Genomic DNA, 21,994 nt, shown 5'->3' with positions numbered 1-21,994 from the left:
ATGTCTGTTGCAGATATCAAGAAGTCGGAAGTTGTTGCTCAGTTCGCCCGCGGTACCAACGACACGGGGTCGCCCGAAGTCCAGGTCGCACTGCTGACCGCACGTATCGTCGAACTGACGGGTCACTTCAAGACCCACGCGAAGGATCACCACAGCCGCCGCGGCCTGCTGCGCATGGTGAGCCGCCGCCGCAAGCTGCTCGACTACCTCAAGGGCAAGGATGCCGACCGTTACCGCGCACTGATCGAGAAGCTGGGTCTGCGTAAGTAATCGAGGCGATTGCCGCCAGCAAGATGCCTGTGTCAGTCCGCTGATACAGGCATTTTGTTTTTGCGCGGTGCGTAGCGTCACGCGCACCGCAGGCTGTCCGGCACGTAGGTGCGGGGCCGCCGCCACGACCGATACCGGGGCAGGATTTGTGTCATTCCAGCGCGTCGCTGCACGAGCGCCGCGCTGGAATGGCATAAAAAACACACCTTGCTCCGGGTGATTCGGTCGGGACGCCGCCGCGCGGGATGGCCGGCGCGGCGAATGAAATGCATGAATTCAAAGGAGCAACCATGTCCATGTTCAACAAGGTCGTGAAGGAATTCCAGTGGGGCCAGCACAAGGTGCGCCTCGAAACCGGTGAAGTCGCTCGCCAGGCAAGTGGTGCCGTGATCGTCGACGTCGAAGACACCGTCGTGCTGGCAACCGTCGTCGGCGCGAAGTCGGCGAAGCCGGGTCAGGATTTCTTCCCGCTGACCGTCGACTACCTCGAGAAGACCTACTCGGCCGGCAAGATCCCGGGCGGCTTCTTCCGTCGCGAAGGCCGTCCGTCGGAGCACGAGACGCTGACGTCGCGCCTGATCGACCGTCCGCTGCGCCCGCTGTTCCCGGAAGGCTTCTACAACGAAGTCCAGGTCGTGATCCACGTGCTGTCCGTGAATCCGGAAATCCCGGCGGACATCCCCGCGCTGATCGGCGCATCGGCTGCGCTCGCCGTGTCGGGTCTGCCGTTCAACGGCCCGGTCGGCGCCGCACGCGTTGCCTACATCGACAACGCGTACGTGCTGAACCCGACGCGTGACCAGATCAAGGCGTCGAGCCTCGACCTCGTCGTCGCGGGTACGGAACGTGCCGTGCTGATGGTCGAATCGGAAGCCGATCAACTGTCGGAAGACGTGATGCTGGGCGCCGTGGTGTTCGGCCACGAGCAAATGCAGGTCGCGATCGACGCGATCCACGAACTGGTGCGCGAAGGCGGCAAGCCCGAGTGGGACTGGCAGCCGGCACCGAAGAACGAAGCGCTGATCGCGCGCGTGACCGAGCTGGCACAGAACGACCTGCTCGCTGCTTACCAGCTCCGCGACAAGCAGGCACGCTCGGCGAAGCTGAAGGAAGTCTACGCAGCAACCTCGGCGAAGCTCGAGGAAGACGCGCTGGCGGCCGGTACGGTCGCAGCGGACAAGGCAACCGTCGGCAACGTGCTGTTCGACATCGAAGCCAAGATCGTCCGTTCGCAGATCCTGAACGGCGAGCCGCGCATCGACGGCCGCGACACGCGCACCGTGCGCCCGATCGAAATCCGCACCGGCGTGCTGCCGCGTACCCACGGCTCGGCGCTGTTCACGCGCGGCGAGACGCAGGCGCTGGTCGTCGCGACGCTCGGCACGAAGGGTGACGAGCAGATCATCGATGCGCTCGAAGGCGAGTACCGCGAGCGCTTCATGCTCCACTACAACATGCCCCCGTTTGCAACCGGCGAAACGGGCCGCGTCGGCTCGCCGAAGCGCCGCGAAATCGGCCACGGCCGCCTCGCGAAGCGTGCGCTGGTCAAGTGCCTGCCGAGCGCAGATGAATTCGGCTACTCGATCCGCGTCGTGTCGGAAATCACCGAATCGAACGGTTCGTCGTCGATGGCATCGGTGTGCGGCGGCTGTCTCGCGCTGATGGACGCCGGCGTGCCGATGAAGGCGCACGTCGCGGGTATCGCGATGGGCCTGATCCTCGAAGGCAACAAGTTCGCGGTGCTGACCGACATCCTCGGCGACGAAGATCACCTCGGCGACATGGACTTCAAGGTGGCCGGCACGGAGCAAGGCGTGACGGCACTGCAGATGGACATCAAGATCCAGGGCATCACGAAGGAAATCATGCAGGTCGCGCTCGCGCAGGCGAAGGAAGGCCGCATGCACATCCTCGGCAAGATGACGCAGGCCGTTTCCGGTGCGAACACGCAACTGTCGGAATTCGCTCCGCGCATGATCACGATCAAGATCAACCCGGAAAAGATCCGCGACGTGATCGGCAAGGGCGGTTCGGTGATCCGTGCGCTGACGGAAGAAACCGGCACGACCATCGACATCTCCGACGACGGCGTCGTGACGATCGCAAGCACGAACAGCGACGGCATGGCCGAAGCGAAGAAGCGCATTGAGAACATCACGGCCGAAATCGAAGTCGGCCAGGTGTACGAAGGCACGGTTCTGAAGCTGCTCGATTTCGGCGCGATCGTGAACCTGCTGCCGGGCAAGGATGGTCTGCTGCACATCTCGGAAATCGTCAACGAGCGTGTGAAGGACATCAACGACTACCTGAAGGAAGGCCAGCAAGTGAAGGTCAAGGTCATCCAGACGGACGAAAAGGGTCGCGTGCGTCTGTCGGCGAAGGCGCTGCTGAATGAAACAGCGGCGGCGCCGCAGTCGGACACGCCGCCGCAGCAGTAAGCGGGCAGGCGGACCAACGGCCGGCAGTGCGAAAGCGTGCCGGCCGTTTTTTCTGTAGCATCGTTGTGCGGCGCAGCAGCGCCGGCCAGGCGCCCGTGCCGCGTGCGGGCGCGCCATCCGATCCTGATCCTGGAGCGACCACCACCATGAAAGCCATCGAAATCACCGAATTCGGTGCCCCCGACGTGCTGAAGCTTGCGGAGCGTTCGCGCCCCGAACCGAAGCGCGGCGAAGTGCTGATCAAGGTGGCGGCTTCCGGTGTGAACCGGCCCGACGTGTTCCAGCGCAAGGGCGCGTATGCGCCGCCGCCGGGTGCGTCGGATCTGCCGGGCCTCGAGGTCGCGGGCGAGATCGTCGGCGGCGATCTGTCGGACGCCGCGCTGAATCCGTTCGGCCTGAAGCTCGGCGATCGCGTGTGCGCGTTGCTCGCGGGCGGCGGCTATGCCGAGTATGCGGTCGCGCCGCTGCCGCAATGCCTGCCGGTGCCCGGCGGGCTCACCGATATCGAGGCCGCGTCGCTGCCCGAAACGTTTTTCACGGTGTGGAGCAACGTGTTCGACCGTGCGCAGCTCGGCACGGGAGAGGGGGGCGAGCAGGAAACGCTGCTCGTGCAGGGCGGCTCGAGCGGCATCGGCGTGACGGCAATCCAGATCGCGCATGCGCTTGGCTTTCGCGTGTTCGCGACGGCCGGCACCGCCGACAAATGCCGCGCGTGCGAGGCGCTCGGCGCCGAACGCGCGATCAACTACAAGACCGAAGACTTCGTCGAGGTCGTGAAGTCGCTGACGCACGATCGCGGCGTCGACGTGATTCTCGACATGGTGGCGGGCTCGTACGTGTCGCGCGAACTGTCCGCGCTCGCGGATGGCGGCCGTCTCGTGCTGATCGCGCTGCTCGGCGGTGCGAAGGCCGATGTCAACCTGGGCGAGATCCTGCGTCGCCGGCTGACGATCACGGGTTCGACGCTGCGCCCGCGTCCGGTCGAGTTCAAGGCGCAGATCGCCGCGCAACTGAAGGCGCGCGTGTGGCCGCTGCTTGCCGACGGCCGCATCAAGCCGGTGATCTATCGCGTATTGCCGGCTGCGGACGCCGCGCAGGCGCACGCGCTGATGGAAAGCAGCGAGCACACCGGCAAGATCGTGCTCGATTGGGGTACGAACGCCTGACGGCCCATGCGGCCGGGCTTGACATGCGCGGTTTGACCGGTTCAAGCCGCGCGCAGTAAAATCGCCGGTTTGCTTCGCCAGATCAAACCTGACGGCCGGATTCCGGCGCGTTAATGACCAAGCGGTGACGAGACAGACACGATGTCGAAACAGAGAACTAAGCGTGTGATCGGCAACTGGAAGATGCACGGCCGGCTGGCCGGCAACCAGGCGTTGCTGAACGAAGTGGTGCAGGGCGCGGGCGCGGTGGCGGCCGAAACGTCGGTCGGCGTGTGCGTGCCGTTCCCGTATCTCGCGCAGGTTCAGGCGCAACTCGACGGCGGCCGTATCGCATGGGGTGCGCAGGACGTGTCGGCGCACGAGCAAGGCGCGTTCACCGGTGAAGTGGCGGCCGTGATGGTCGCGGAGTTTGGCGCGCGTTATGCGATTGTCGGTCACTCGGAGCGCCGCGCGTATCACGGCGAACGCAACGAGACGGTCGCGGCGAAGGCGCAGCGCGCGCTCGCAGCGGGGCTCACGCCTGTCGTGTGCGTTGGCGAGACGCTCGACGAGCGCGAGTCGGGTGCGACCGAGCAGGTGGTCGGTGCGCAGATCGACGCCGTGCTGGCCGTGCTGACGGCCGACGAGGCTGCACGGATCGTCGTCGCGTACGAGCCGGTCTGGGCGATCGGCACAGGCAAGAGCGCGACGTCGGCGCAGGCACAGGACGTGCACGCATTCCTGCGCGCACGTCTCGCGGCAAAGGGCGCGGCGGACGTGTCCGTGCTGTACGGCGGCAGCGTGAAGCCGGACAACGCGGAAGAGCTGTTTGCGCAGCCGGACATCGACGGTGGCCTGATCGGCGGCGCGTCGCTGAAGGCGGAAGATTTCCTGGCGATCTGCCGGGCCGCGCGTTGAGCGGTCTGCGATCGAATTGAACCATGACGGCGGCCGGTCGGTCGCCTGATCCATTCGGGTGGGTGTGATGCTGTTATTCAAGACGCTGATTATTGTGGTGCAGGTGCTGTCTGCACTCGGTGTGATTGGTCTCGTGCTGTTGCAGCACGGCAAGGGTGCGGACATGGGCGCTGCGTTCGGCAGCGGCGCGTCGGGCAGCCTGTTCGGCGCAACGGGCTCGGCGAACTTCCTGTCGCGTACGACGGGCATTCTTGCGACGATCTTCTTCGTCGCGACGCTCGCGCTGACGTACCTCGGTTCGTACAAGTCGACGCCGTCGGCGGGCGTGCTGGGTGGGGTCGCGACCGCCCCGGCATCCGCGCCTGCGGCATCGGCACCGGCTGTTGCGGCATCCGCTGCGGCAGGTTCGGCTGCAAGCGCGCCGGGCCAGGACGTCCCGAAATAAAAAGTTAAAATTTTTGCGGTTGTGCGTTGAACAATTCTGGAAGTCGGGTTAGAATTTAATTCTTGAAGCGATTCGCGGGAAACAAGTAGTTACAACCCCGGTTGCATGCAGTGCCGACGTGGTGAAATTGGTAGACACGCTATCTTGAGGGGGTAGTGGCGAAAGCTGTGCGAGTTCGAGTCTCGCCGTCGGCACCAAAGTTACTCAATGCCAGCCGCTTCTAGTGGCTGGCATTTTTCATTTCTGGGGTGTGCTTGCGGTTGTCTTGCGATCGCCTGTACTCCGAAATGATTCCTTCCGCCGGATGGTGGTATTCTCCGGACGCTCAGAACCAACCGATAGAGGATTGCCTTGAACCTCGCAGCCTATTACCCCGTCTTGTTGTTCCTCCTCGTGGGCACTGGTTTAGGTATAGCGCTGGTCAGCATCGGCAAGCTCCTGGGTCCCAACAAGCCGGACGTCGAGAAGAATGCACCGTACGAGTGCGGCTTCGAGGCCTTTGAAGACGCCCGGATGAAATTCGACGTCCGGTACTACCTCGTCGCTATCCTGTTCATCATCTTCGATCTCGAAACCGCATTCCTGTTTCCGTGGGGCGTCGCGCTCCGGGATATCGGCTGGCCGGGTTTCATCGCAATGATGATTTTTCTGCTCGAATTCCTGCTGGGCTTTGCCTATATCTGGAAGAAAGGCGGCCTCGACTGGGAGTGATGGGTTAATCGCCGGTTTGCATGGGCGGCCACGCTCGGTCGCTCGTCTGGAGTGGAAAGCAAATGAGTATCGAAGGGGTCTTGAAGGAAGGGTTTGTCACCACGACGGCTGACAAGCTGATCAACTGGACGCGTACCGGCTCGCTGTGGCCGATGACGTTCGGGCTCGCGTGTTGCGCCGTCGAAATGATGCATGCGGGCGCGGCCCGTTACGACCTGGACCGGTTCGGCGTCGTGTTCCGCCCGAGCCCGCGTCAGTCGGACGTGATGATCGTCGCTGGCACGCTCTGCAACAAGATGGCGCCCGCGCTGCGTCGCGTGTACGACCAGATGGCCGAGCCGCGCTGGGTGATCTCGATGGGATCGTGCGCGAACGGCGGCGGCTACTACCATTACTCGTACTCGGTGGTCCGTGGCTGCGACCGGATCGTGCCGGTCGACGTCTACGTGCCGGGCTGTCCGCCCACGGCCGAGGCGCTGGTCTACGGCGTGATCCAGCTTCAGGCGAAGATCCGTCGCACCAATACCATCGCCCGTCAATAAAGCCCCGAGCGTTCCCTCAATATGGCAAGCAAAATCGAGACTCTCAAGGCAAACCTCGAAGCCGCGCTCGGCGCGCGCGTGGTGAGCCTCACCGAAGCGATCGGTGAACTGACGCTCGTCGTGAAGGCGAGCGATTACCTCGAAGTCGCAAAGACACTGCGCGACGATCCGAAGCTCCGTTTCGAGCAGTTGATCGACCTGTGCGGCGTCGACTACCAGACCTTCGGCGACGGCGCCTACGACGGCCCGCGTTTCGCGGCCGTGTCGCACCTGCTGTCGGTCACGAACAACTGGCGCCTGCGCCTGCGCGCATTCGCGCCGGACGACGACCTGCCGATCGTGGCATCGCTGGTCGACATCTGGACCTCCGCGAACTGGTACGAGCGCGAAGCGTTCGACCTGTACGGCATCGTGTTCGAAGGCCACCCCGACCTGCGCCGCATCCTCACCGACTACGGCTTCATCGGCCACCCGTTCCGCAAGGACTTCCCGGTGTCGGGCTATGTCGAAATGCGTTACGACCCGGAAGAGAAGCGGGTCGTGTACCAGCCGGTGACGATCGAGCCGCGCGAAATCACGCCGCGCGTGATCCGCGAGGATCGCTATGGCGGTCTGAAACATTAAGGGGGCGTCATGGCAGAAATCAAGAACTACACGCTCAACTTCGGCCCGCAGCACCCGGCAGCGCACGGCGTGCTGCGCCTCGTGCTCGAGCTCGACGGCGAAGTCATCCAGCGTGCCGATCCGCACATCGGCCTGCTGCACCGCGCGACCGAAAAGCTCGCGGAATCCAAGACGTTCATCCAGTCCGTGCCGTACATGGACCGTCTCGACTACGTGTCGATGATGGTCAACGAGCACGGCTACGTGCTCGCGATCGAAAAGCTGCTCGGCATCGACGTGCCGGAGCGTGCGCAGTACATCCGCGTGCTGTTCGACGAAATCACGCGTGTGCTGAACCACCTGATGTGGATCGGTGCGCACGCGCTCGACGTCGGCGCGATGGCCGTGTTCCTGTACGCATTCCGTGAACGCGAAGACCTGATGGACGTGTACGAAGCGGTGTCCGGCGCCCGGATGCACGCGGCGTACTACCGTCCGGGTGGCGTCTACCGCGACCTGCCTGACGCAATGCCGCAATACAAGGCGTCGAAGATTCGCAACGAGAAGGCGCTCGCGAAGATGAACGAAGCGCGCAGCGGTTCGGTGCTCGACTTCATCGACGACTTCTTCACGCGCTTCCCGAAGTGCGTCGACGAATACGAAACGCTGCTCACCGACAACCGGATCTGGAAACAGCGTCTGGTCGGGATCGGCGTGGTCAGCCCGGAACGCGCGCTGCAGATGGGCCTGACGGGCCCGATGCTGCGCGGCTCGGGCATCGCCTGGGACCTGCGCAAGAAGCAGCCGTACGAAGTGTACGATCGCTTGGATTTCGACGTGCCGGTCGGCGTGAACGGCGATTGCTACGACCGCTATCTAGTGCGCGTCGAAGAAATGCGCCAGTCGATCCGCATCGCGAAACAGTGTATTGAGTGGCTCCGCAAGAATCCGGGCCCGGTGATGACGGACAATCACAAGGTTGCACCGCCGTCGCGCGTCGGCATGAAGACCAACATGGAAGACTTGATTCACCACTTCAAGCTCTTCACCGAAGGTTTCCATGTGCCGGAAGGCGAAGCGTACGCGGCGGTCGAGCATCCGAAGGGTGAGTTCGGCATCTACCTCGTGTCGGATGGTGCGAACAAGCCGTATCGCCTCAAGATTCGCGCACCGGGTTTCGCTCACCTGGCGTCGCTCGACGAAATGGCGCGCGGTCACATGATCGCCGACGCCGTCACGATCATCGGTACGCAGGACATCGTGTTCGGCGAAATCGATCGCTAATGGTTGCGCTGCCCGCGCGAGCGGGCGGCGAGCAGTAAGTCACACGCGATGCGCGCTGAACCGGCGCGGCTTCGCAAGCTGTCAACAGAGTGAGCGCCAGGTCTGCCGTCCATGCACCCCAGTGTGCGGCAGGTTGTTCGTTCGGTAGGAATTGAAAGAGTCGTGTCTGAAAATGATCTCAGCTGAAGGCCTGAAGGAAATCGATCGAGCGTTGACGAAGTATCCCGCCGATCAGAAACAGTCCGCCGTGATGTCGGCGTTGGCCGTTGCTCAGGAAGAGCACGGCTGGCTGTCGCCCGAACTGATGCAGTTCGTTGCGGACTATCTCGGCATGCCGGCCGTTGCCGTGCAGGAAGTCGCGACGTTCTACACGATGTACGAGCTCAACCCGGTCGGCAAGCACAAGATCACGCTCTGCACGAACCTGCCGTGCCAGCTGGGTCCGGACGGTGGCGCTGAAGCGACTGCCGACTACCTGAAACAGAAGCTGGGCATCGGCTTCGGCGAGACCACGCCCGACGGCAAGTTCACGCTGAAGGAAGGCGAATGCATGGGCTCGTGCGGCGATGCACCGGTGCTGCTGGTGAACAATCACAGAATGTGCAGCTTCATGAGCCGCGACAAGATCGACCAGCTGCTTGAGGAGCTCTCGAAATGACGTCCCTCCACGACCGTCACATCAAACCGCTGATCCTCGCTGGTCTGAACGGCGAGAACTGGCATCTCGAAGATTACGTCGCGCGCGGCGGCTACAAGCAGCTGCGCCGCATTCTCGAAGAAAAGATTCCGCCCGAGCAGGTGATCGCCGACGTCAAGGCGTCGGGCCTGCGTGGCCGTGGCGGCGCAGGCTTCCCGACCGGCCTGAAGTGGAGCTTCATGCCGCGCCAGTTCCCGGGGCAGAAGTATCTCGTCTGCAACTCGGACGAAGGCGAGCCGGGCACGTTCAAGGATCGCGACATCCTGCGCTGGAACCCGCACGCGCTGATCGAAGGCATGGCCATCGGCGCGTACGCGATGGGCATCACCGTCGGCTACAACTACATCCACGGCGAAATCTTCGAAGTGTATCGACGCTTCGAAGCCGCGCTCGACGAGGCGCGCGCTGCCGGGTTCCTCGGCGACAACATCATGGGCTCGGAATTCTCGTTCCAGCTGCACGCGCACCACGGTTACGGCGCGTACATCTGCGGCGAGGAAACGGCACTGCTCGAGTCGCTCGAAGGCAAGAAGGGCCAGCCGCGCTTCAAGCCGCCGTTCCCGGCGAGCTTCGGCGTGTACGGCAAGCCCACCACGATCAACAACACCGAGACGTTCGCGGCGGTGCCGTTCCTGCTGTCCATCGGGCCGCAGAATTACCTCGAGATCGGCAAGCCGAACAACGGCGGCACGAAGATTTTCTCGGTGTCGGGCGACGTCGAGCGTCCGGGCAACTATGAAGTGCCGCTCGGCACGCCGTTCGCGACGCTGATGGAGCTTGCCGGCGGGATGCGCGGCGGCAAGAAGATCAAGGCCGTGATTCCGGGCGGTTCGTCGGCGCCGGTGATCCCGGGCGACATCATGATGCAGACGGATCTCGACTACGATTCGATCGCGAAGGCGGGCTCGATGCTCGGTTCCGGCGCGGTGATCGTGATGGACGAGACGCGCTGCATGGTGCGCTCGCTGCTGCGCCTGTCGTACTTCTACTACGAGGAATCGTGCGGCCAGTGCACGCCGTGCCGTGAAGGCACCGGCTGGCTGTATCGCGTCGTGAACCGTATCGAGCACGGCGAAGGCCGCCAGGAAGATCTGGACCTGCTGAACTCGGTTGCCGAGAACATCATGGGCCGCACGATCTGTGCACTCGGCGATGCGGCGGCGATGCCGGTACGCGGGATGCTCAAGCACTACTGGGACGAATTCGCGTACCACGTCGAGCACAAGCACTGCATGGTCGGCGGCCACGCGCACGCGGCGGCAGCCTGAAGCGAACCCGGTTGCGGAATTTGAGCGCACGGTCGGGCGAAGGCGCGAACGGGCGGAAATAGGTTAAGGACCATTCACCATCATGGTTGAACTTGAAATAGACGGCAAGAAGGTCGAGGTGCCCGAAGGCAGCATGGTGATCCAGGCTGCGCACAAGGCGGATACGTACATTCCTCACTTCTGCTATCACAAGAAACTGTCGGTTGCGGCCAACTGCCGGATGTGTCTCGTCGAAGTCGAGAAGATGCCGAAGGCCGTGCCTGCCTGCGCGACCCCCGTGTCGGCCGGCATGATCGTCCATACGCAATCCGACAAGGCCGTGAAGGCGCAGCAGTCGGTGATGGAATTCCTCCTCATCAACCATCCGCTCGACTGCCCGATCTGCGATCAGGGCGGCGAATGCCAGCTGCAGGATCTGGCGGTCGGTTACGGCAAGTCGTCGTCGCGCTACTCGGAAGAGAAGCGCGTGGTGTTCCACAAGAACGTGGGCCCGCTGATCTCGATGGAAGAAATGTCGCGCTGCATCCACTGCACGCGCTGCGTCCGCTTCGGTCAGGAAGTCGCCGGCGTGATGGAGTTCGGCATGCTGGGCCGTGGCGAGCACTCGGAAATCACGACGTTCGTCGGCAAGACGGTCGATTCCGAAATGTCGGGCAACATGATCGACCTGTGCCCGGTCGGCGCGCTGACCAGCAAGCCTTTCCGCTACAGCGCGCGTACCTGGGAACTGTCGCGCCGCAAGTCGGTGAGCCCGCACGATTCCGTCGGCGCGAACCTCGTCGTTCAAGTGAAGAACAACCGCGTGATGCGCGTGCTGCCGTTCGAGAACGAAGCCATCAATGAATGCTGGATCTCGGACAAGGATCGCTTCTCGTATGAAGGCCTCAACAGCGAAGAGCGCCTGACGAAGCCGATGCTGAAGCAGGGCGGCCAGTGGATCGAAACCGATTGGCAGACCGCACTCGAATACGTCGCGAAGGGCCTGAAGGGCATCGCCGCGGATCACGGCGCGAACGCGCTGGCGATGCTCGCGAGCGCGCACAGCACCGCTGAAGAGCTGTTCCTCGTGAAGCAGCTCGCCAACGAACTGAAGACGCCGAACGTCGATTTCCGTCTGCGTCAGCAGGATTTCTCGGCGCCGGTCCAGGGCGCACCGTGGCTCGGCATGCCGATCGCCGACCTGTCGAACGTGGACGCCGCGTTCGTCGTCGGTTCGTTCCTGCGCCGCGACCACCCGCTGTTCGCCGCCCGCCTGCGCCAGGCCGCGAAGAACGGCGCGAAGCTGCACTTCCTGCACGCGACCGGTGACGACGCACTGATCCCGACCGCGCAGCGCATCGTTGCCGCACCGTCGGCATGGCTCGACCAGCTGGCCGGTATCGCAGCGGCCGTCGCGCAACTGCGCGGCGTCGCACTGCCCGACACGCTCGCGGGCGTCACGGCATCGCCGGCCGCGCAGGCCGTCGCCCAGTCGCTCGCGAACGGCGAACGCCGCGCGGTGCTGCTCGGCAACGTCGCGGTCCGCCATCCGGAATTCGCAAAGCTGCACGCCGTCGCCAAGTGGATCGCCGATAACACCGGCGCCACGTTCGGCTTCCTGACGGAAGCGGCGAACACGGTCGGCGCGCACGTCGTCGGCGCGCTGCCGGGCGAAGGCGGCCTGAACGCACGCGAAGCATTCGCGCAGCCGCGCAAGGGCTACGTGCTGCTGAACGTCGAGCCGGAATTCGACACCGCGGATCCGGCACAGGCGCTTGCCGCGCTGAACCAGGCGGAAATGGTCGTCGTGATGTCGCCGTTCAAGCACGGCGTCGACTACGCCGACGTGCTGCTGCCGGTTGCGCCGTTCACGGAAACGGCCGGTACGTACGTGAATGCGGAAGGCACCGTGCAGAGCTTCAACGGCGTCGTGCGCCCGCTCGGCGACACGCGTCCGGGCTGGAAGGTGCTGCGCGTGCTCGGCAGCCTGCTCGGCCTGCCGAACTTCGAATACGAGACCGTGGAAGACGTGCGTCTCGCAGCACTCGGCGATGCCGGCGTTGCGGGCCGCCTGTCGAACCAGACGTCGGTCGCGCCGGTGCGCGCTGCGGCGAATGCCGCGAACGGCGGTTTCGAGCGCTTGGCCGATGTGCCGATCTATCACGCCGACGCACTCGTGCGCCGCGCAGGTGCGTTGCACCTGACGGCCGCCGCGAAGGCGGCGAATGCCGCAGCCCTGCCGGCCGCGCTGTTCGACAAGCTGGGCTTGAAGGAAGGCGACGCGGTGCGCGTGCGCCAGGGCGAGCGTGCGGTGCAGTTGCCGGCCGTGCGTGACGCGAATCTTGCGGAGACCGTCGTTCGCGTGTCGGCGGCGACGCCTGCCGGCGCAGCGCTCGGCAGCCTGTCCGGTGAACTGGTGGTGGAGAAGGCGTAAATGAGCTTGTTCGATACGATCAACGCGGGCGGGTCCCAGCTTCTCGGCTTCGCGTGGCCGACGGTGTGGGCAATCGTGCGCATCCTCGTCGTCTCCGTCGTCATCCTGCTGTGCGTCGCGTACCTGATTCTGTGGGAACGCAAGCTGATCGGCTGGATGCACGTGCGTCTCGGCCCGAACCGCGTCGGCCCCGGCGGCCTGCTGCAGCCGATCGCCGACGTCTTGAAGCTGCTGCTGAAGGAAGTCATTCAGCCGAGCGCCGCCAGCCGCTGGCTGTACCTGATCGCGCCGGTGATGACCGTCGTGCCGGCGTTTGCCGTGTGGGCCGTGATTCCGTTCCAGGCCGAAGCGGTCCTCGCGAACGTGAACGCGGGCCTGCTGTACGCGATGGCGATCTCGTCGATCGGCGTGTACGCGGTGATTCTCGCGGGCTGGGCGTCGAACTCGAAGTACGCGTTCCTCGGCGCGATGCGTGCCGCGGCGCAGATGGTGTCGTACGAAATCTCGATGGGCTTCGCGCTGGTGCTGGTGCTGATGACGGCCGGCAGCCTGAACCTGTCGGAAATCGTCGGTTCGCAGCAGCACGGCTTCTTCGCGGGCCACGGCGTGAACTTCCTGTCGTGGAACTGGCTGCCGCTCCTGCCCGCGTTCGTCGTGTACTTCATCTCGGGCATCGCCGAAACGAACCGCCACCCGTTCGACGTGGTGGAAGGGGAGTCGGAAATCGTTGCCGGTCACATGATCGATTACTCGGGTATGGCGTTCGCGCTGTTCTTCCTCGCCGAGTACATCAACATGATCGTGATCTCGGCGCTGGCCTCCACGCTGTTCCTCGGCGGCTGGGATGCACCGTTCGAATTCCTGTCGTTCATTCCGGGCATCTTCTGGCTGGTGCTGAAGATATTCGCGCTGCTGTCGGTGTTCATCTGGGTTCGCGCGACGTTCCCGCGTTTCCGTTACGACCAGATCATGCGCTTGGGCTGGAAGGTGTTCCTGCCCGTCACGGTGGTCTGGGTGGTCGTGGTCGGCTTCTGGATGATGTCGCCGCTCAACATCTGGGTGAAGTAATCGGACGAAATCATGACGGCAATCCAACACTTCTTTAAGACCTTCTTCCTGACCGAGCTCCTGCAGGGGCTCGCGCTGACCGGCCGTTACACGTTCAAGCGCAAGGTCACCGTGCAGTTCCCGGAAGAAAAGACTCCGATTTCGCCGCGTTTCCGCGGGCTGCATGCGCTGCGCCGCTACGAAAACGGCGAAGAGCGCTGCATCGCGTGCAAGCTGTGCGAGGCCGTGTGCCCCGCGATGGCGATCACGATCGAGTCGGAAACGCGCGCGGACAACACGCGCCGCACGACGCGCTACGACATCGACCTGACGAAGTGCATCTTCTGCGGTTTCTGCGAAGAAAGCTGCCCGGTCGATTCGATCGTCGAGACGCAGATTCTCGAGTACCACGGCGAAAAGCGCGGCGACCTGTATTTCACGAAGGAAATGCTGCTCGCGGTGGGCGATCGCTACGAGAAGGACATCGCCGCGGCGAAGGCTGCCGACGCGCCGTATCGTTGATTGTGTTTGCAGTGCCGGCCCGAAGCCAGGGCCGAGCCGCCGCGACGGGTGCGGCACGCGAGAGCGTTCCGCAAGCCGCGCCTGACTATGGCCTAACGATGAACCGGTAATCATGGAATTCACGACCGTACTGTTCTACATCTTCGCGCTGCTCCTGGTGGTATCAGGGCTGAAGGTGATCACTTCGCGCAACCCGGTGGCGTCTGCGCTTTTCCTTGTGCTGGCGTTCTTCAACGCCGCCGCGATCTGGATGCTGCTGGAAGCGGAGTTCCTCGCGATCCTGCTGGTGCTGGTCTACGTGGGCGCCGTGATGGTGCTGTTCCTGTTCGTCGTGATGATGCTGGACATCAACATCGACTACCTGCGCCGCGACTTCAAGCGCTTCGTCCCGATGGCGACCGTGGTCGGCGCGATCATCGTGATCGAAACCGCGCTGATCCTGTGGCGCGGCTACGGCGACACGCAGACGGTGCACGCGATGGCGACGGGCGAGATGGCCAACTGGTCGAACACGCGCCTGATCGGCAAGGTGATCTATACCGACTACATCTTCGCGTTTGAAATCGCCGGCCTCGTGCTGCTGGTCGCGATCATTGCCGCGATCGGGCTGACCGAGCGCAAGGGCAAGGACAGCAAGCGCCAGCGCGTGTCGGATCAGGTCAAGGTGCGCCGCAACGATCGCGTGCGCCTCGTGAAGATGGACGCGGAAAAGCCGCAGCCGGAAACGGCGCAGAGCGAAGCCGGTTCGAGCACCAACGGCTAAGCGGAGGAAAGGAAAACCATGCTGACTCTTGCTCACTACCTCGTGCTCGGCGCGATCCTCTTTGCGATCGCGATCGTCGGGATCTTTCTGAACCGCCGCAACGTCATCATCATCCTGATGTCGATCGAGCTGATGCTGCTGGCGGTGAATACCAACTTCGTCGCGTTTTCGCACTACCTCGGCGATGTGCACGGCCAGATCTTCGTGTTCTTCGTGCTGACTGTCGCCGCAGCGGAAGCCGCGATCGGTCTTGCGATTCTGGTGACCCTGTTCCGTAAGCTCGACACGATCAATGTCGAGGATCTCGATCAGCTCAAAGGTTAATTTCAGGCAACGCTGTTATGTCAACGACACTCAATGAAAACCTGCTGCTGGCGATTCCGCTCGCTCCGCTGGCCGGCTCGCTGATTGCGGGGCTGTTCGGGAACGCAGTCGGGCGCAAGGGCGCACATCGGATCACGATCCTCGGCGTCATGATCGCGTTCCTCCTGTCGGCGAAAGTCTTCTTCGACGTGATGGGCGGCGCAAGCTTCAACGCGACCGCCTACGAATGGATGAACGTCGGCTCGCTGAAGCTCGAAATCGGCTTCCTCGTCGATTCGCTGACCGCGATGATGATGGTCGTCGTGACCTTCGTCTCGCTGATGGTGCACGTGTACACGATCGGCTACATGGCGGAAGAAGACGGCTATCAGCGCTTCTTCTCGTACATCTCGCTGTTCACGTTCTCGATGCTGATGCTCGTGATGAGCAACAACTTCCTGCAGCTGTTCTTCGGCTGGGAAGCGGTGGGTCTGGTGTCGTACCTGCTGATCGGCTTCTACTTCACGCGTGAGAGCGCGATCTACGCGAACATGAAGGCGTTCCTCGTGAACCGCGTGGGCGACTTCGGCTTCCTGCTCGGCATCGGCCTGCTGCTCGCATTCGCCGGCTCGATGAACTACGGCGAAGTGTTCGCGAAGCGCGCCGAGTTCGCGAGCCTGCACTTCCCGGGCACCGACTGGGGCCTGCTGACCGTCGCCTGTATCTGCCTGTTCATCGGCGCGATGGGTAAGTCGGCACAGTTCCCGCTGCACGTGTGGCTGCCGGACTCGATGGAAGGCCCGACCCCGATCTCCGCGCTGATTCACGCGGCGACGATGGTGACCGCCGGCATCTTCATGGTGTCGCGCATGTCGCCGCTGTTCGAGCTGTCGGATACCGCGCTGTCGTTCATCACGGTGATCGGCGCGATCACGGCGCTCTTCATGGGCTTCCTCGGTATCGTCCAGAACGACATCAAGCGCGTGGTCGCGTACTCGACGCTGTCGCAGCTCGGCTACATGACCGTCGCGCTCGGCGTGTCCGCTTACCCGGTCGCCGTGTTCCACCTGATGACGCACGCGTTCTTCAAGGCGCTGCTGTTCCTCGGCGCAGGCTCGGTCATCATGGGCATGCACCACGATCAGGACATGCGCAACATGGGCGGCCTGCGCAAGTACATGCCGATCACGTGGATCACGTCGCTCGTCGGTTCGCTCGCGCTGATCGGCACGCCGTTCTTCTCGGGCTTCTACTCGAAGGACTCGATCATCGACGCGGTGAAGCTGTCGCACCTGCCGGGTTCGGGCTTCGCATACTTCGCGGTCGTCGCGAGCGTATTCGTCACCGCGCTGTACTCGTTCCGCATGTACTTCCTGGTGTTCCACGGCGAAGAGCGCTTCCGCAAGCCGAAGCATCCGGAATCGCCGATGGGCATGGCAGCCGCGCACGGTCATGACGACCACGGCCATGGCCACGGTCATGACGTTCACGCGCACGAACCGCACGAGACCCCGTGGGTCGTGTGGGTGCCGCTGGTTCTGCTGGCGATCCCGTCGGTCATCATCGGCGCGCTCGCGATCAGCCCGATGCTGTTCGGTGACTTCTTCCAGCACGGCGTTGCGTTCGACAAGGTGATCTTCATCGGCGAAAACCATCCGGCGCTGGCCGAGATGGCCGAAGAGTTCCACGGCTGGGTAGGCATGGGCCTGCACTCGGTGTCGGGTCTGCCGGTCTGGCTCGCGCTCGCCGGTGTCGTTGTCGCCTGGTTCCTGTACCTGAAGCGTCCGGAACTGCCGGCGTCGATCCGCCGCGCGTTCGGCCCGATCTACACGCTGCTGGACAACAAGTACTACATGGACAAGATCAACGAAGTGGTGTTCGCCCGAGGTTCGGTGGCGATCGGCCGCGGCCTGTGGAAGGAAGGTGACGTCGTGGTGATCGACGGCCTCGTCAACGGCAGCGCCCGGTTCATCGGCTGGTTCGCCGGCGTGATCCGCTTCCTCCAATCCGGTTACATCTATCACTACGCGTTCGCCATGATCATCGGCATGCTGGGGCTCCTGACCCTGTTTGTAACGCTCGGCGGCAAATAAGGCGGGGGGACAACTTAATGCACGCTTTTCCGATTCTCAGTACCGCGATCTGGCTGCCGATCGTTTTCGGCCTCCTCGTGCTTGCGGTGGGTAACGACAAAAATCCGGGGACGGCCCGCTGGATCGCGCTGATCGGTTCGCTGCTCGGCCTGGCGGTCACGATTCCGCTGATCACGGGCTTCGATTCGAGCACGGCTGCGCTGCAGTTCGTCGAGAAGTCGACCTGGATCGAGCGCTTCGACATCGCGTATCACCTCGGCGTCGACGGCATTTCGATGTGGTTCGTCGTGCTGACTGCGCTGATCACGGTGATCGTCGTGATCGCCGCATGGGAAGTGATCACCGAGAACGTCGCGCAGTACCTCGCGGCGTTCCTGATCCTGTCCGGGATCATGATCGGCGTATTCTCGGCGGCCGACGGCCTGCTGTTCTACGTGTTCTTCGAAGCGACCCTGATTCCGATGTACATCATCATCGGCGTATGGGGCGGCCCGAACCGCGTGTATGCGGCATTCAAGTTCTTCCTGTACACGCTGGCCGGTTCGCTGCTGATGCTGGTCGCGCTGATCTACCTGTACACGGAAACGCATTCGTTCGACCTCGCGACGTGGCAGAACGCCAAGATCGCGATGACGCCGCAGATCCTGCTGTTCATCGCGTTCTTCCTTGCGTTCGCGGTGAAGGTGCCGATGTGGCCGGTCCACACCTGGCTGCCGGACGCGCACGTGGAAGCGCCGACGGGCGGCTCGGTCGTGCTGGCTGCGATCATGCTGAAGCTCGGCGCTTACGGTTTCCTGCGCTTCTCGCTGCCGATCACGCCTGACGCGAGCCACTTCCTGGCGCCCGTCGTGATCACGCTGTCGCTGATCGCGGTGATCTACATCGGCCTCGTCGCGATGGTGCAGGCCGACATGAAGAAGCTGGTCGCGTATTCGTCGATCGCGCACATGGGCTTCGTCACGCTCGGCTTCTTCATCTTCAACCAGCTCGGCGTCGAAGGCGCGATCGTCCAGATGATCTCGCACGGCTTCGTGTCGGGCGCGATGTTCCTCTGCATCGGCGTGCTGTACGACCGCGTGCACTCGCGTCAGATCGCCGACTACGGTGGCGTCGTCAACGTGATGCCGAAGTTTGCGGCTTTCGCGATGCTGTTCTCGATGGCCAACTGCGGCCTGCCGGGTACGTCGGGTTTCGTCGGCGAGTTCATGGTGATCCTCGCCGCCGTCCAGTACAACTTCTGGATCGCATTCGGCGCGGCATTCACGCTGATCCTCGGCGCCGCCTACACGCTGTGGATGTACAAGCGCGTGTACTTCGGCGCGGTCGCGAACGATCACGTCGCCAAGCTGAAGGACATCGGCCGTCGCGAATTCCTGATGCTGGCCGTGCTTGCCGCGTTCACGCTGCTGATGGGCCTTTATCCGAAGCCTTTCACCGACGTGATGCACGTTTCCGTGGAAAACCTCCTCTCCCATGTCGCGCAGTCCAAGCTGCCGCTGGCGCAGTAATCGCGAGCGGAGGAACTCAAGATCATGCAAAACGCTCCTATGAATGTCCTGTTGCCTGACGCGCTGGTGATGGCCGCCATCGTCGTCGCATGGCTGAACGACACCTTTACCGGTGCCTCCGGCCGCCGCCTGACTTATCTGATCGCGGTCGTATCGTCGGTCGTCGCCGGCGTGTGGTTCGCGGTGCAGGCGCTCGACCCGCAGCAGTACTACTTCTTCTCGAAGATGGTCGTCGTCGACTCGTTCGCGAGCATGATGAAGGCTGTCGTGTCGTTCGGTTTCGCGGTCTCGCTCGTCTATTCGCGCAAGTACCTCGAAGATCGCGACATGTTCCGCGGGGACGTGTTCCTGCTCGGCATGTTCTCGCTGCTCGGTCAGCTGGTCATGGTGTCGGGCAACAACTTCCTGACGCTGTACCTCGGTCTCGAACTGATGTCGCTGTCGCTGTACGCAGTCATCGCGCTGCGCCGTGACGCCGCGCAGTCGAGCGAAGCCGCGATGAAGTACTACGTGCTGGGCGCGCTCGCATCGGGCTTCGTGCTGTACGGCATCTCGATGCTGTACGGCGCGACCGGCTCGCTCGAGCTGGGCGAGGTGTACAAGGCGGTCGGCGGCAACACCGACGCAGCCGTGCTGATGTTCGGCGTGGTCTTCATCGTCGCCGGTATCGCGTTCAAGCTCGGCGCCGTGCCGTTCCACATGTGGGTGCCGGACGTCTACCAGGGCGCACCGACCGCGATGACGCTGTTCGTCGGCGGCGGCCCGAAGGTTGCCGCGTTCGCATGGGGCCTGCGCTTCCTGGTGATGGGCCTGCTGCCGCTCGCGCAGAACTGGCAGACCGCGCTCGTGATCCTCGCCGCGTTGTCGCTGATCGTGGGCAACATCACGGGTATCGTCCAGCGCAATATCAAGCGGATGCTTGCGTACTCGGCGATCTCGAACATGGGCTTCGTGCTGCTCGGCCTGCTCGCGGGCATCGTGAAGGGCGACGCGACGGCGCCGGCGAACGCATACAGCTCGGCGATGTTCTACGCGATCGTCTACCTGATCACGACGCTCGGCTCGTTCGGCGTGGTGATGCTGCTCGCCCGCCGCGATTTCGAAGCCGAGACGATCGACGACTTCAAGGGCCTCAACAAGCGCAGCCCGGTGTTCGCGTTCGTGATGATGGTCATGATGTTCTCGCTGGCCGGTATTCCGCCGACCGTCGGCTTCTACGCGAAGCTCGCCGTGCTCGAGGCGACCGTCAACGCGGGCCTCACGTGGCTGGCCGTGCTGGCCGTGGTCACGTCGCTGTTCGGCGCGTTCTACTACCTGCGCATCGTGAAGCTGATGTACTTCGATGCACCGCAGGATACGACGCCGATCTCGGGCGATTTCTGCAAGCGCACGATCCTCGTGCTGAACGGCCTGGCGGTCGTCGCGCTCGGCCTGATCCCGAGCCCGCTGCTGACGGCCTGCCTGCAGGCAATTCGTCACACGCTGCCGCTGTAATGTCGGCAGCCGGCTGGTTTATCGTGCTGTTGGCGCTCGTCTGCGCCAACCTGCCGTTCCTGAACCAACGTCTCTTCGCCGTCGTGCCGTTCGGCACGGCGAAGAAGAGCGGGTGGGTGCGGATCGGCGAGCTGATCGTGCTGTACTTCATCGTTGGCGCACTCGGCTTCTGGCTCGAGTCGCGCGCCGGCAACCGCTTCGAACAAGGCTGGCAGTTCTACGCGATCACGTTCAGTCTTTTCGTCGTGTTCGCGTTTCCCGGCTTCACGTTCCAGTATCTCGTCAAACGACGCTGACGGCTTCGGCCGTCGCGCTCATTCCCGGAGCCGCCGATGGCCGAACTACCCAATCACGACGCCGTACTGACCGAAACCTGCCTCGAAAGCGAGGCAATCTTCGAAGGCGCGTTCCTCAAGCTCAAGCGTGATACCGTCCGTCTTCCGGACGGCAAGAAGGCCACGCGCGAATACGTCCAGCATCCGGGCGCAGTGATGGTGATCCCGCTGTTCGACGACGGCAGCGTGCTGATGGAAAGCCAGTATCGCTACCCGATCGGCAAGGTGATGGCCGAATTCCCGGCCGGCAAGCTCGATCCCGACGAAGGCGCGCTCGCATGCGCGGTGCGCGAACTGCGCGAAGAAACCGGCTACACGGCACGCGAGTACGTGTTCCTGGCCCGGATTCACCCGATCATTTCCTATTCGACCGAATTCATCGACCTGTACCTGGCGCGCGGGCTGACGGCCGGCGAGCGCAAGCTCGACGAAGGCGAATTTCTCGAGACCTTCATCGCGACGCAGGCCGATTTGCAGGAATGGGTGCGTACGGGCCAGATCTCCGATGTGAAGACGATCATCGGCGCGATGTGGCTCGACAAGGTGCTGTCCGGCACGTGGCCGCTCGGGCCGGTCCTGACGCCCTGAGCGCGGCGTCAGCGGCGGGTGGGGCGCCGCGTTACAATCCAGTGACGCGGCCCTTCCGCGTTGCGCGATCGGGATTTAGCACGATCGTTCACAAAACCTGTTTTTGCGCTACACTCGCCACACGCCCTGATTCAGCATGAAGGTCCTCGATTTACAGTGCCCGCACGGTCATCGGTTCGAAGGTTGGTTCGCTTCCGCCGATGAATTCGAAGCGCAGTTGTCCCGCAAGCTGGTCGAATGTCCGGTGTGCGGGACGACCGAGGTCAACCGTCTGCCGTCGGCGCCGCGCCTGAACCTGTCGGGCGCGACGCAGGCACAGTCGGCCGATCCGCGTGCGCTGCAGGCGCAGGTGATGCGCGCGCTGCGCGAGGTGCTGGAGAAGACCGAGAACGTGGGCGAGCGCTTCGCCGAGGAAGCGCGGCGCATCCATTACAACGAGGCGCCGGCACGCAGCATTCGTGGCGTCACGACGCCGGAAGATGCGCAATCCTTGGTCGAAGAAGGCATCGACGTGATGCCGCTGCCGATTCCCGCCGCGCTGAAAGAACCGCTGCAATGACGTACGCAGTGGATCCTCGCCGGGCCGGACGGCCGTGGCGAGGAGACA

General features: G+C 63.5%; 22 protein-coding genes and 1 tRNA gene. All 23 read left to right on the top strand.

The genetic code is table 11. The annotated features are described in order from the left end of the window. The 23 genes from rpsO to HWX39_RS30930 all read left to right on the top strand — a co-directional run bounded on the left by rpsO (position 1) and on the right by HWX39_RS30930 (position 21,946). Entirely contained in the window at positions 1-270 is a 270-nt protein-coding gene (gene rpsO / locus HWX39_RS31040; RefSeq protein ID WP_006398792.1) for a 30S ribosomal protein S15, read from the top strand. Positions 271-560: 290 nt separating this feature from the next. Beyond that, complete coding sequence (gene pnp, locus HWX39_RS31035) at positions 561-2,708, top strand: polyribonucleotide nucleotidyltransferase (protein WP_175971451.1); 2,148 nt, start codon at positions 561-563, stop codon at positions 2,706-2,708. Positions 2,709-2,854: 146 nt separating this feature from the next. Then, a complete protein-coding gene (locus tag HWX39_RS31030; protein WP_175971450.1) occupies positions 2,855-3,874 on the top strand; it encodes an NAD(P)H-quinone oxidoreductase in 1,020 nt (339 codons plus the stop codon). Positions 3,875-4,015: 141 nt separating this feature from the next. After that, positions 4,016-4,771: a triose-phosphate isomerase gene (gene tpiA / locus HWX39_RS31025; protein WP_175971449.1), complete on the top strand. Its 756-nt coding sequence runs from the start codon at positions 4,016-4,018 to the stop codon at positions 4,769-4,771. Between the two features lie 67 nt (positions 4,772-4,838). After that, positions 4,839-5,216, top strand: a complete 378-nt coding sequence (gene secG, locus HWX39_RS31020) for a preprotein translocase subunit SecG (RefSeq protein WP_011352700.1) — start codon at positions 4,839-4,841, stop codon at positions 5,214-5,216. 112 nt (positions 5,217-5,328) lie between these two features. After that, positions 5,329-5,413 (top strand) — tRNA-Leu (locus tag HWX39_RS31015). A 154-nt stretch (positions 5,414-5,567) separates the two neighbouring features. Further along, on the top strand, positions 5,568-5,927 hold the full coding sequence (locus HWX39_RS31010) for an NADH-quinone oxidoreductase subunit A (protein WP_006398798.1): 360 nt from the start codon (positions 5,568-5,570) through the stop codon (positions 5,925-5,927). A 62-nt stretch (positions 5,928-5,989) separates the two neighbouring features. After that, positions 5,990-6,469, top strand: coding sequence for an NADH-quinone oxidoreductase subunit B (locus HWX39_RS31005; protein WP_006398799.1), 480 nt, complete (start codon positions 5,990-5,992; stop codon positions 6,467-6,469). 21 nt (positions 6,470-6,490) lie between these two features. Further along, the gene (locus HWX39_RS31000; RefSeq protein WP_006478264.1) at positions 6,491-7,093 is read left to right on the top strand and encodes an NADH-quinone oxidoreductase subunit C; all 603 of its coding nucleotides are present in this window, start codon (positions 6,491-6,493) and stop codon (positions 7,091-7,093) included. A 9-nt stretch (positions 7,094-7,102) separates the two neighbouring features. Further along, positions 7,103-8,356, top strand: coding sequence for an NADH-quinone oxidoreductase subunit D (locus HWX39_RS30995; RefSeq protein ID WP_009694120.1), 1,254 nt, complete (start codon positions 7,103-7,105; stop codon positions 8,354-8,356). 172 nt (positions 8,357-8,528) lie between these two features. Next, on the top strand, positions 8,529-9,014 hold the full coding sequence (nuoE, locus tag HWX39_RS30990) for an NADH-quinone oxidoreductase subunit NuoE (protein WP_175951137.1): 486 nt from the start codon (positions 8,529-8,531) through the stop codon (positions 9,012-9,014). Next, positions 9,011-10,321, top strand: coding sequence for an NADH-quinone oxidoreductase subunit NuoF (gene nuoF / locus HWX39_RS30985; protein ID WP_006478267.1), 1,311 nt, complete (start codon positions 9,011-9,013; stop codon positions 10,319-10,321). Before nuoE ends, nuoF begins: the two co-directional genes overlap by 4 nt. An 82-nt stretch (positions 10,322-10,403) precedes the next feature. Further along, positions 10,404-12,734 (top strand): NADH-quinone oxidoreductase subunit NuoG, encoded by a 2,331-nt coding sequence (gene nuoG, locus HWX39_RS30980; RefSeq protein WP_175971448.1) that lies wholly within the window; start codon positions 10,404-10,406, stop codon positions 12,732-12,734. Further along, a complete protein-coding gene (nuoH, locus tag HWX39_RS30975) occupies positions 12,735-13,802 on the top strand; it encodes an NADH-quinone oxidoreductase subunit NuoH (protein WP_175951140.1) in 1,068 nt (355 codons plus the stop codon). A 12-nt stretch (positions 13,803-13,814) separates the two neighbouring features. Beyond that, positions 13,815-14,303 carry an NADH-quinone oxidoreductase subunit NuoI gene (nuoI, locus tag HWX39_RS30970; RefSeq protein ID WP_085042061.1) on the top strand — a complete coding sequence of 163 codons (489 nt, stop codon included), beginning with the start codon at positions 13,815-13,817 and terminating at the stop codon, positions 14,301-14,303. 112 nt (positions 14,304-14,415) lie between these two features. Beyond that, positions 14,416-15,066, top strand: a complete 651-nt coding sequence (locus tag HWX39_RS30965) for an NADH-quinone oxidoreductase subunit J (protein WP_069747466.1) — start codon at positions 14,416-14,418, stop codon at positions 15,064-15,066. A gap of 18 nt (positions 15,067-15,084) precedes the next feature. Beyond that, the gene (gene nuoK / locus HWX39_RS30960; RefSeq protein ID WP_006478272.1) at positions 15,085-15,390 is read left to right on the top strand and encodes an NADH-quinone oxidoreductase subunit NuoK; all 306 of its coding nucleotides are present in this window, start codon (positions 15,085-15,087) and stop codon (positions 15,388-15,390) included. Between the two features lie 17 nt (positions 15,391-15,407). After that, positions 15,408-17,462 (top strand): NADH-quinone oxidoreductase subunit L, encoded by a 2,055-nt coding sequence (gene nuoL, locus HWX39_RS30955; protein WP_175971447.1) that lies wholly within the window; start codon positions 15,408-15,410, stop codon positions 17,460-17,462. A gap of 17 nt (positions 17,463-17,479) precedes the next feature. Further along, on the top strand, positions 17,480-18,970 hold the full coding sequence (locus HWX39_RS30950) for an NADH-quinone oxidoreductase subunit M (protein ID WP_048020502.1): 1,491 nt from the start codon (positions 17,480-17,482) through the stop codon (positions 18,968-18,970). A 39-nt stretch (positions 18,971-19,009) separates the two neighbouring features. After that, complete coding sequence (nuoN, locus tag HWX39_RS30945; protein WP_175971534.1) at positions 19,010-20,464, top strand: NADH-quinone oxidoreductase subunit NuoN; 1,455 nt, start codon at positions 19,010-19,012, stop codon at positions 20,462-20,464. Continuing rightward, on the top strand, positions 20,464-20,760 hold the full coding sequence (locus HWX39_RS30940) for a DUF2818 family protein (RefSeq protein ID WP_046544751.1): 297 nt from the start codon (positions 20,464-20,466) through the stop codon (positions 20,758-20,760). The genes nuoN and HWX39_RS30940 overlap by 1 nt, the downstream gene beginning before the upstream one ends. Before the next feature lie 36 nt (positions 20,761-20,796). After that, positions 20,797-21,387: an NUDIX hydrolase gene (locus HWX39_RS30935; RefSeq protein WP_175971446.1), complete on the top strand. Its 591-nt coding sequence runs from the start codon at positions 20,797-20,799 to the stop codon at positions 21,385-21,387. A gap of 136 nt (positions 21,388-21,523) precedes the next feature. Then, complete coding sequence (locus HWX39_RS30930) at positions 21,524-21,946, top strand: DUF1178 family protein (RefSeq protein ID WP_175971445.1); 423 nt, start codon at positions 21,524-21,526, stop codon at positions 21,944-21,946. Positions 21,947-21,994: the final 48 nt, after the last annotated feature.

Source organism: Burkholderia sp. BCC0322 (assembly GCF_902833045.1).
Classification (GTDB): Bacteria; Pseudomonadota; Gammaproteobacteria; order Burkholderiales; family Burkholderiaceae; genus Burkholderia.
This window is presented reverse-complemented; position numbering and strand designations above follow the sequence as displayed.

Excerpts from the sequence above, each read along its gene's own strand:
- nuoE (WP_175951137.1), top strand. The coding sequence starts at position 8,529 with ATGATCTCAGCTGAAGGCCTGAAGGAAATCGATCGAGCGTTGACGAAG.
- HWX39_RS30965 (WP_069747466.1), top strand. The coding sequence starts at position 14,416 with ATGGAATTCACGACCGTACTGTTCTACATCTTCGCGCTGCTCCTGGTG.
- tpiA (WP_175971449.1), top strand. The coding sequence starts at position 4,016 with ATGTCGAAACAGAGAACTAAGCGTGTGATCGGCAACTGGAAGATGCAC.
- HWX39_RS30995 (WP_009694120.1), top strand. The coding sequence starts at position 7,103 with ATGGCAGAAATCAAGAACTACACGCTCAACTTCGGCCCGCAGCACCCG.
- rpsO (WP_006398792.1), top strand. The coding sequence starts at position 1 with ATGTCTGTTGCAGATATCAAGAAGTCGGAAGTTGTTGCTCAGTTCGCC.
- nuoN (WP_175971534.1), top strand. The coding sequence starts at position 19,010 with ATGAATGTCCTGTTGCCTGACGCGCTGGTGATGGCCGCCATCGTCGTC.
- HWX39_RS31005 (WP_006398799.1), top strand. The coding sequence starts at position 5,990 with ATGAGTATCGAAGGGGTCTTGAAGGAAGGGTTTGTCACCACGACGGCT.
- nuoL (WP_175971447.1), top strand. The coding sequence starts at position 15,408 with ATGTCAACGACACTCAATGAAAACCTGCTGCTGGCGATTCCGCTCGCT.
- pnp (WP_175971451.1), top strand. The coding sequence starts at position 561 with ATGTCCATGTTCAACAAGGTCGTGAAGGAATTCCAGTGGGGCCAGCAC.
- nuoH (WP_175951140.1), top strand. The coding sequence starts at position 12,735 with ATGAGCTTGTTCGATACGATCAACGCGGGCGGGTCCCAGCTTCTCGGC.
- nuoF (WP_006478267.1), top strand. The coding sequence starts at position 9,011 with ATGACGTCCCTCCACGACCGTCACATCAAACCGCTGATCCTCGCTGGT.
- HWX39_RS30930 (WP_175971445.1), top strand. The coding sequence starts at position 21,524 with ATGAAGGTCCTCGATTTACAGTGCCCGCACGGTCATCGGTTCGAAGGT.
- secG (WP_011352700.1), top strand. The coding sequence starts at position 4,839 with ATGCTGTTATTCAAGACGCTGATTATTGTGGTGCAGGTGCTGTCTGCA.
- HWX39_RS30935 (WP_175971446.1), top strand. The coding sequence starts at position 20,797 with ATGGCCGAACTACCCAATCACGACGCCGTACTGACCGAAACCTGCCTC.
- nuoK (WP_006478272.1), top strand. The coding sequence starts at position 15,085 with ATGCTGACTCTTGCTCACTACCTCGTGCTCGGCGCGATCCTCTTTGCG.
- HWX39_RS30940 (WP_046544751.1), top strand. The coding sequence starts at position 20,464 with ATGTCGGCAGCCGGCTGGTTTATCGTGCTGTTGGCGCTCGTCTGCGCC.
- nuoG (WP_175971448.1), top strand. The coding sequence starts at position 10,404 with ATGGTTGAACTTGAAATAGACGGCAAGAAGGTCGAGGTGCCCGAAGGC.
- HWX39_RS31030 (WP_175971450.1), top strand. The coding sequence starts at position 2,855 with ATGAAAGCCATCGAAATCACCGAATTCGGTGCCCCCGACGTGCTGAAG.
- nuoI (WP_085042061.1), top strand. The coding sequence starts at position 13,815 with ATGACGGCAATCCAACACTTCTTTAAGACCTTCTTCCTGACCGAGCTC.
- HWX39_RS30950 (WP_048020502.1), top strand. The coding sequence starts at position 17,480 with ATGCACGCTTTTCCGATTCTCAGTACCGCGATCTGGCTGCCGATCGTT.
- HWX39_RS31000 (WP_006478264.1), top strand. The coding sequence starts at position 6,491 with ATGGCAAGCAAAATCGAGACTCTCAAGGCAAACCTCGAAGCCGCGCTC.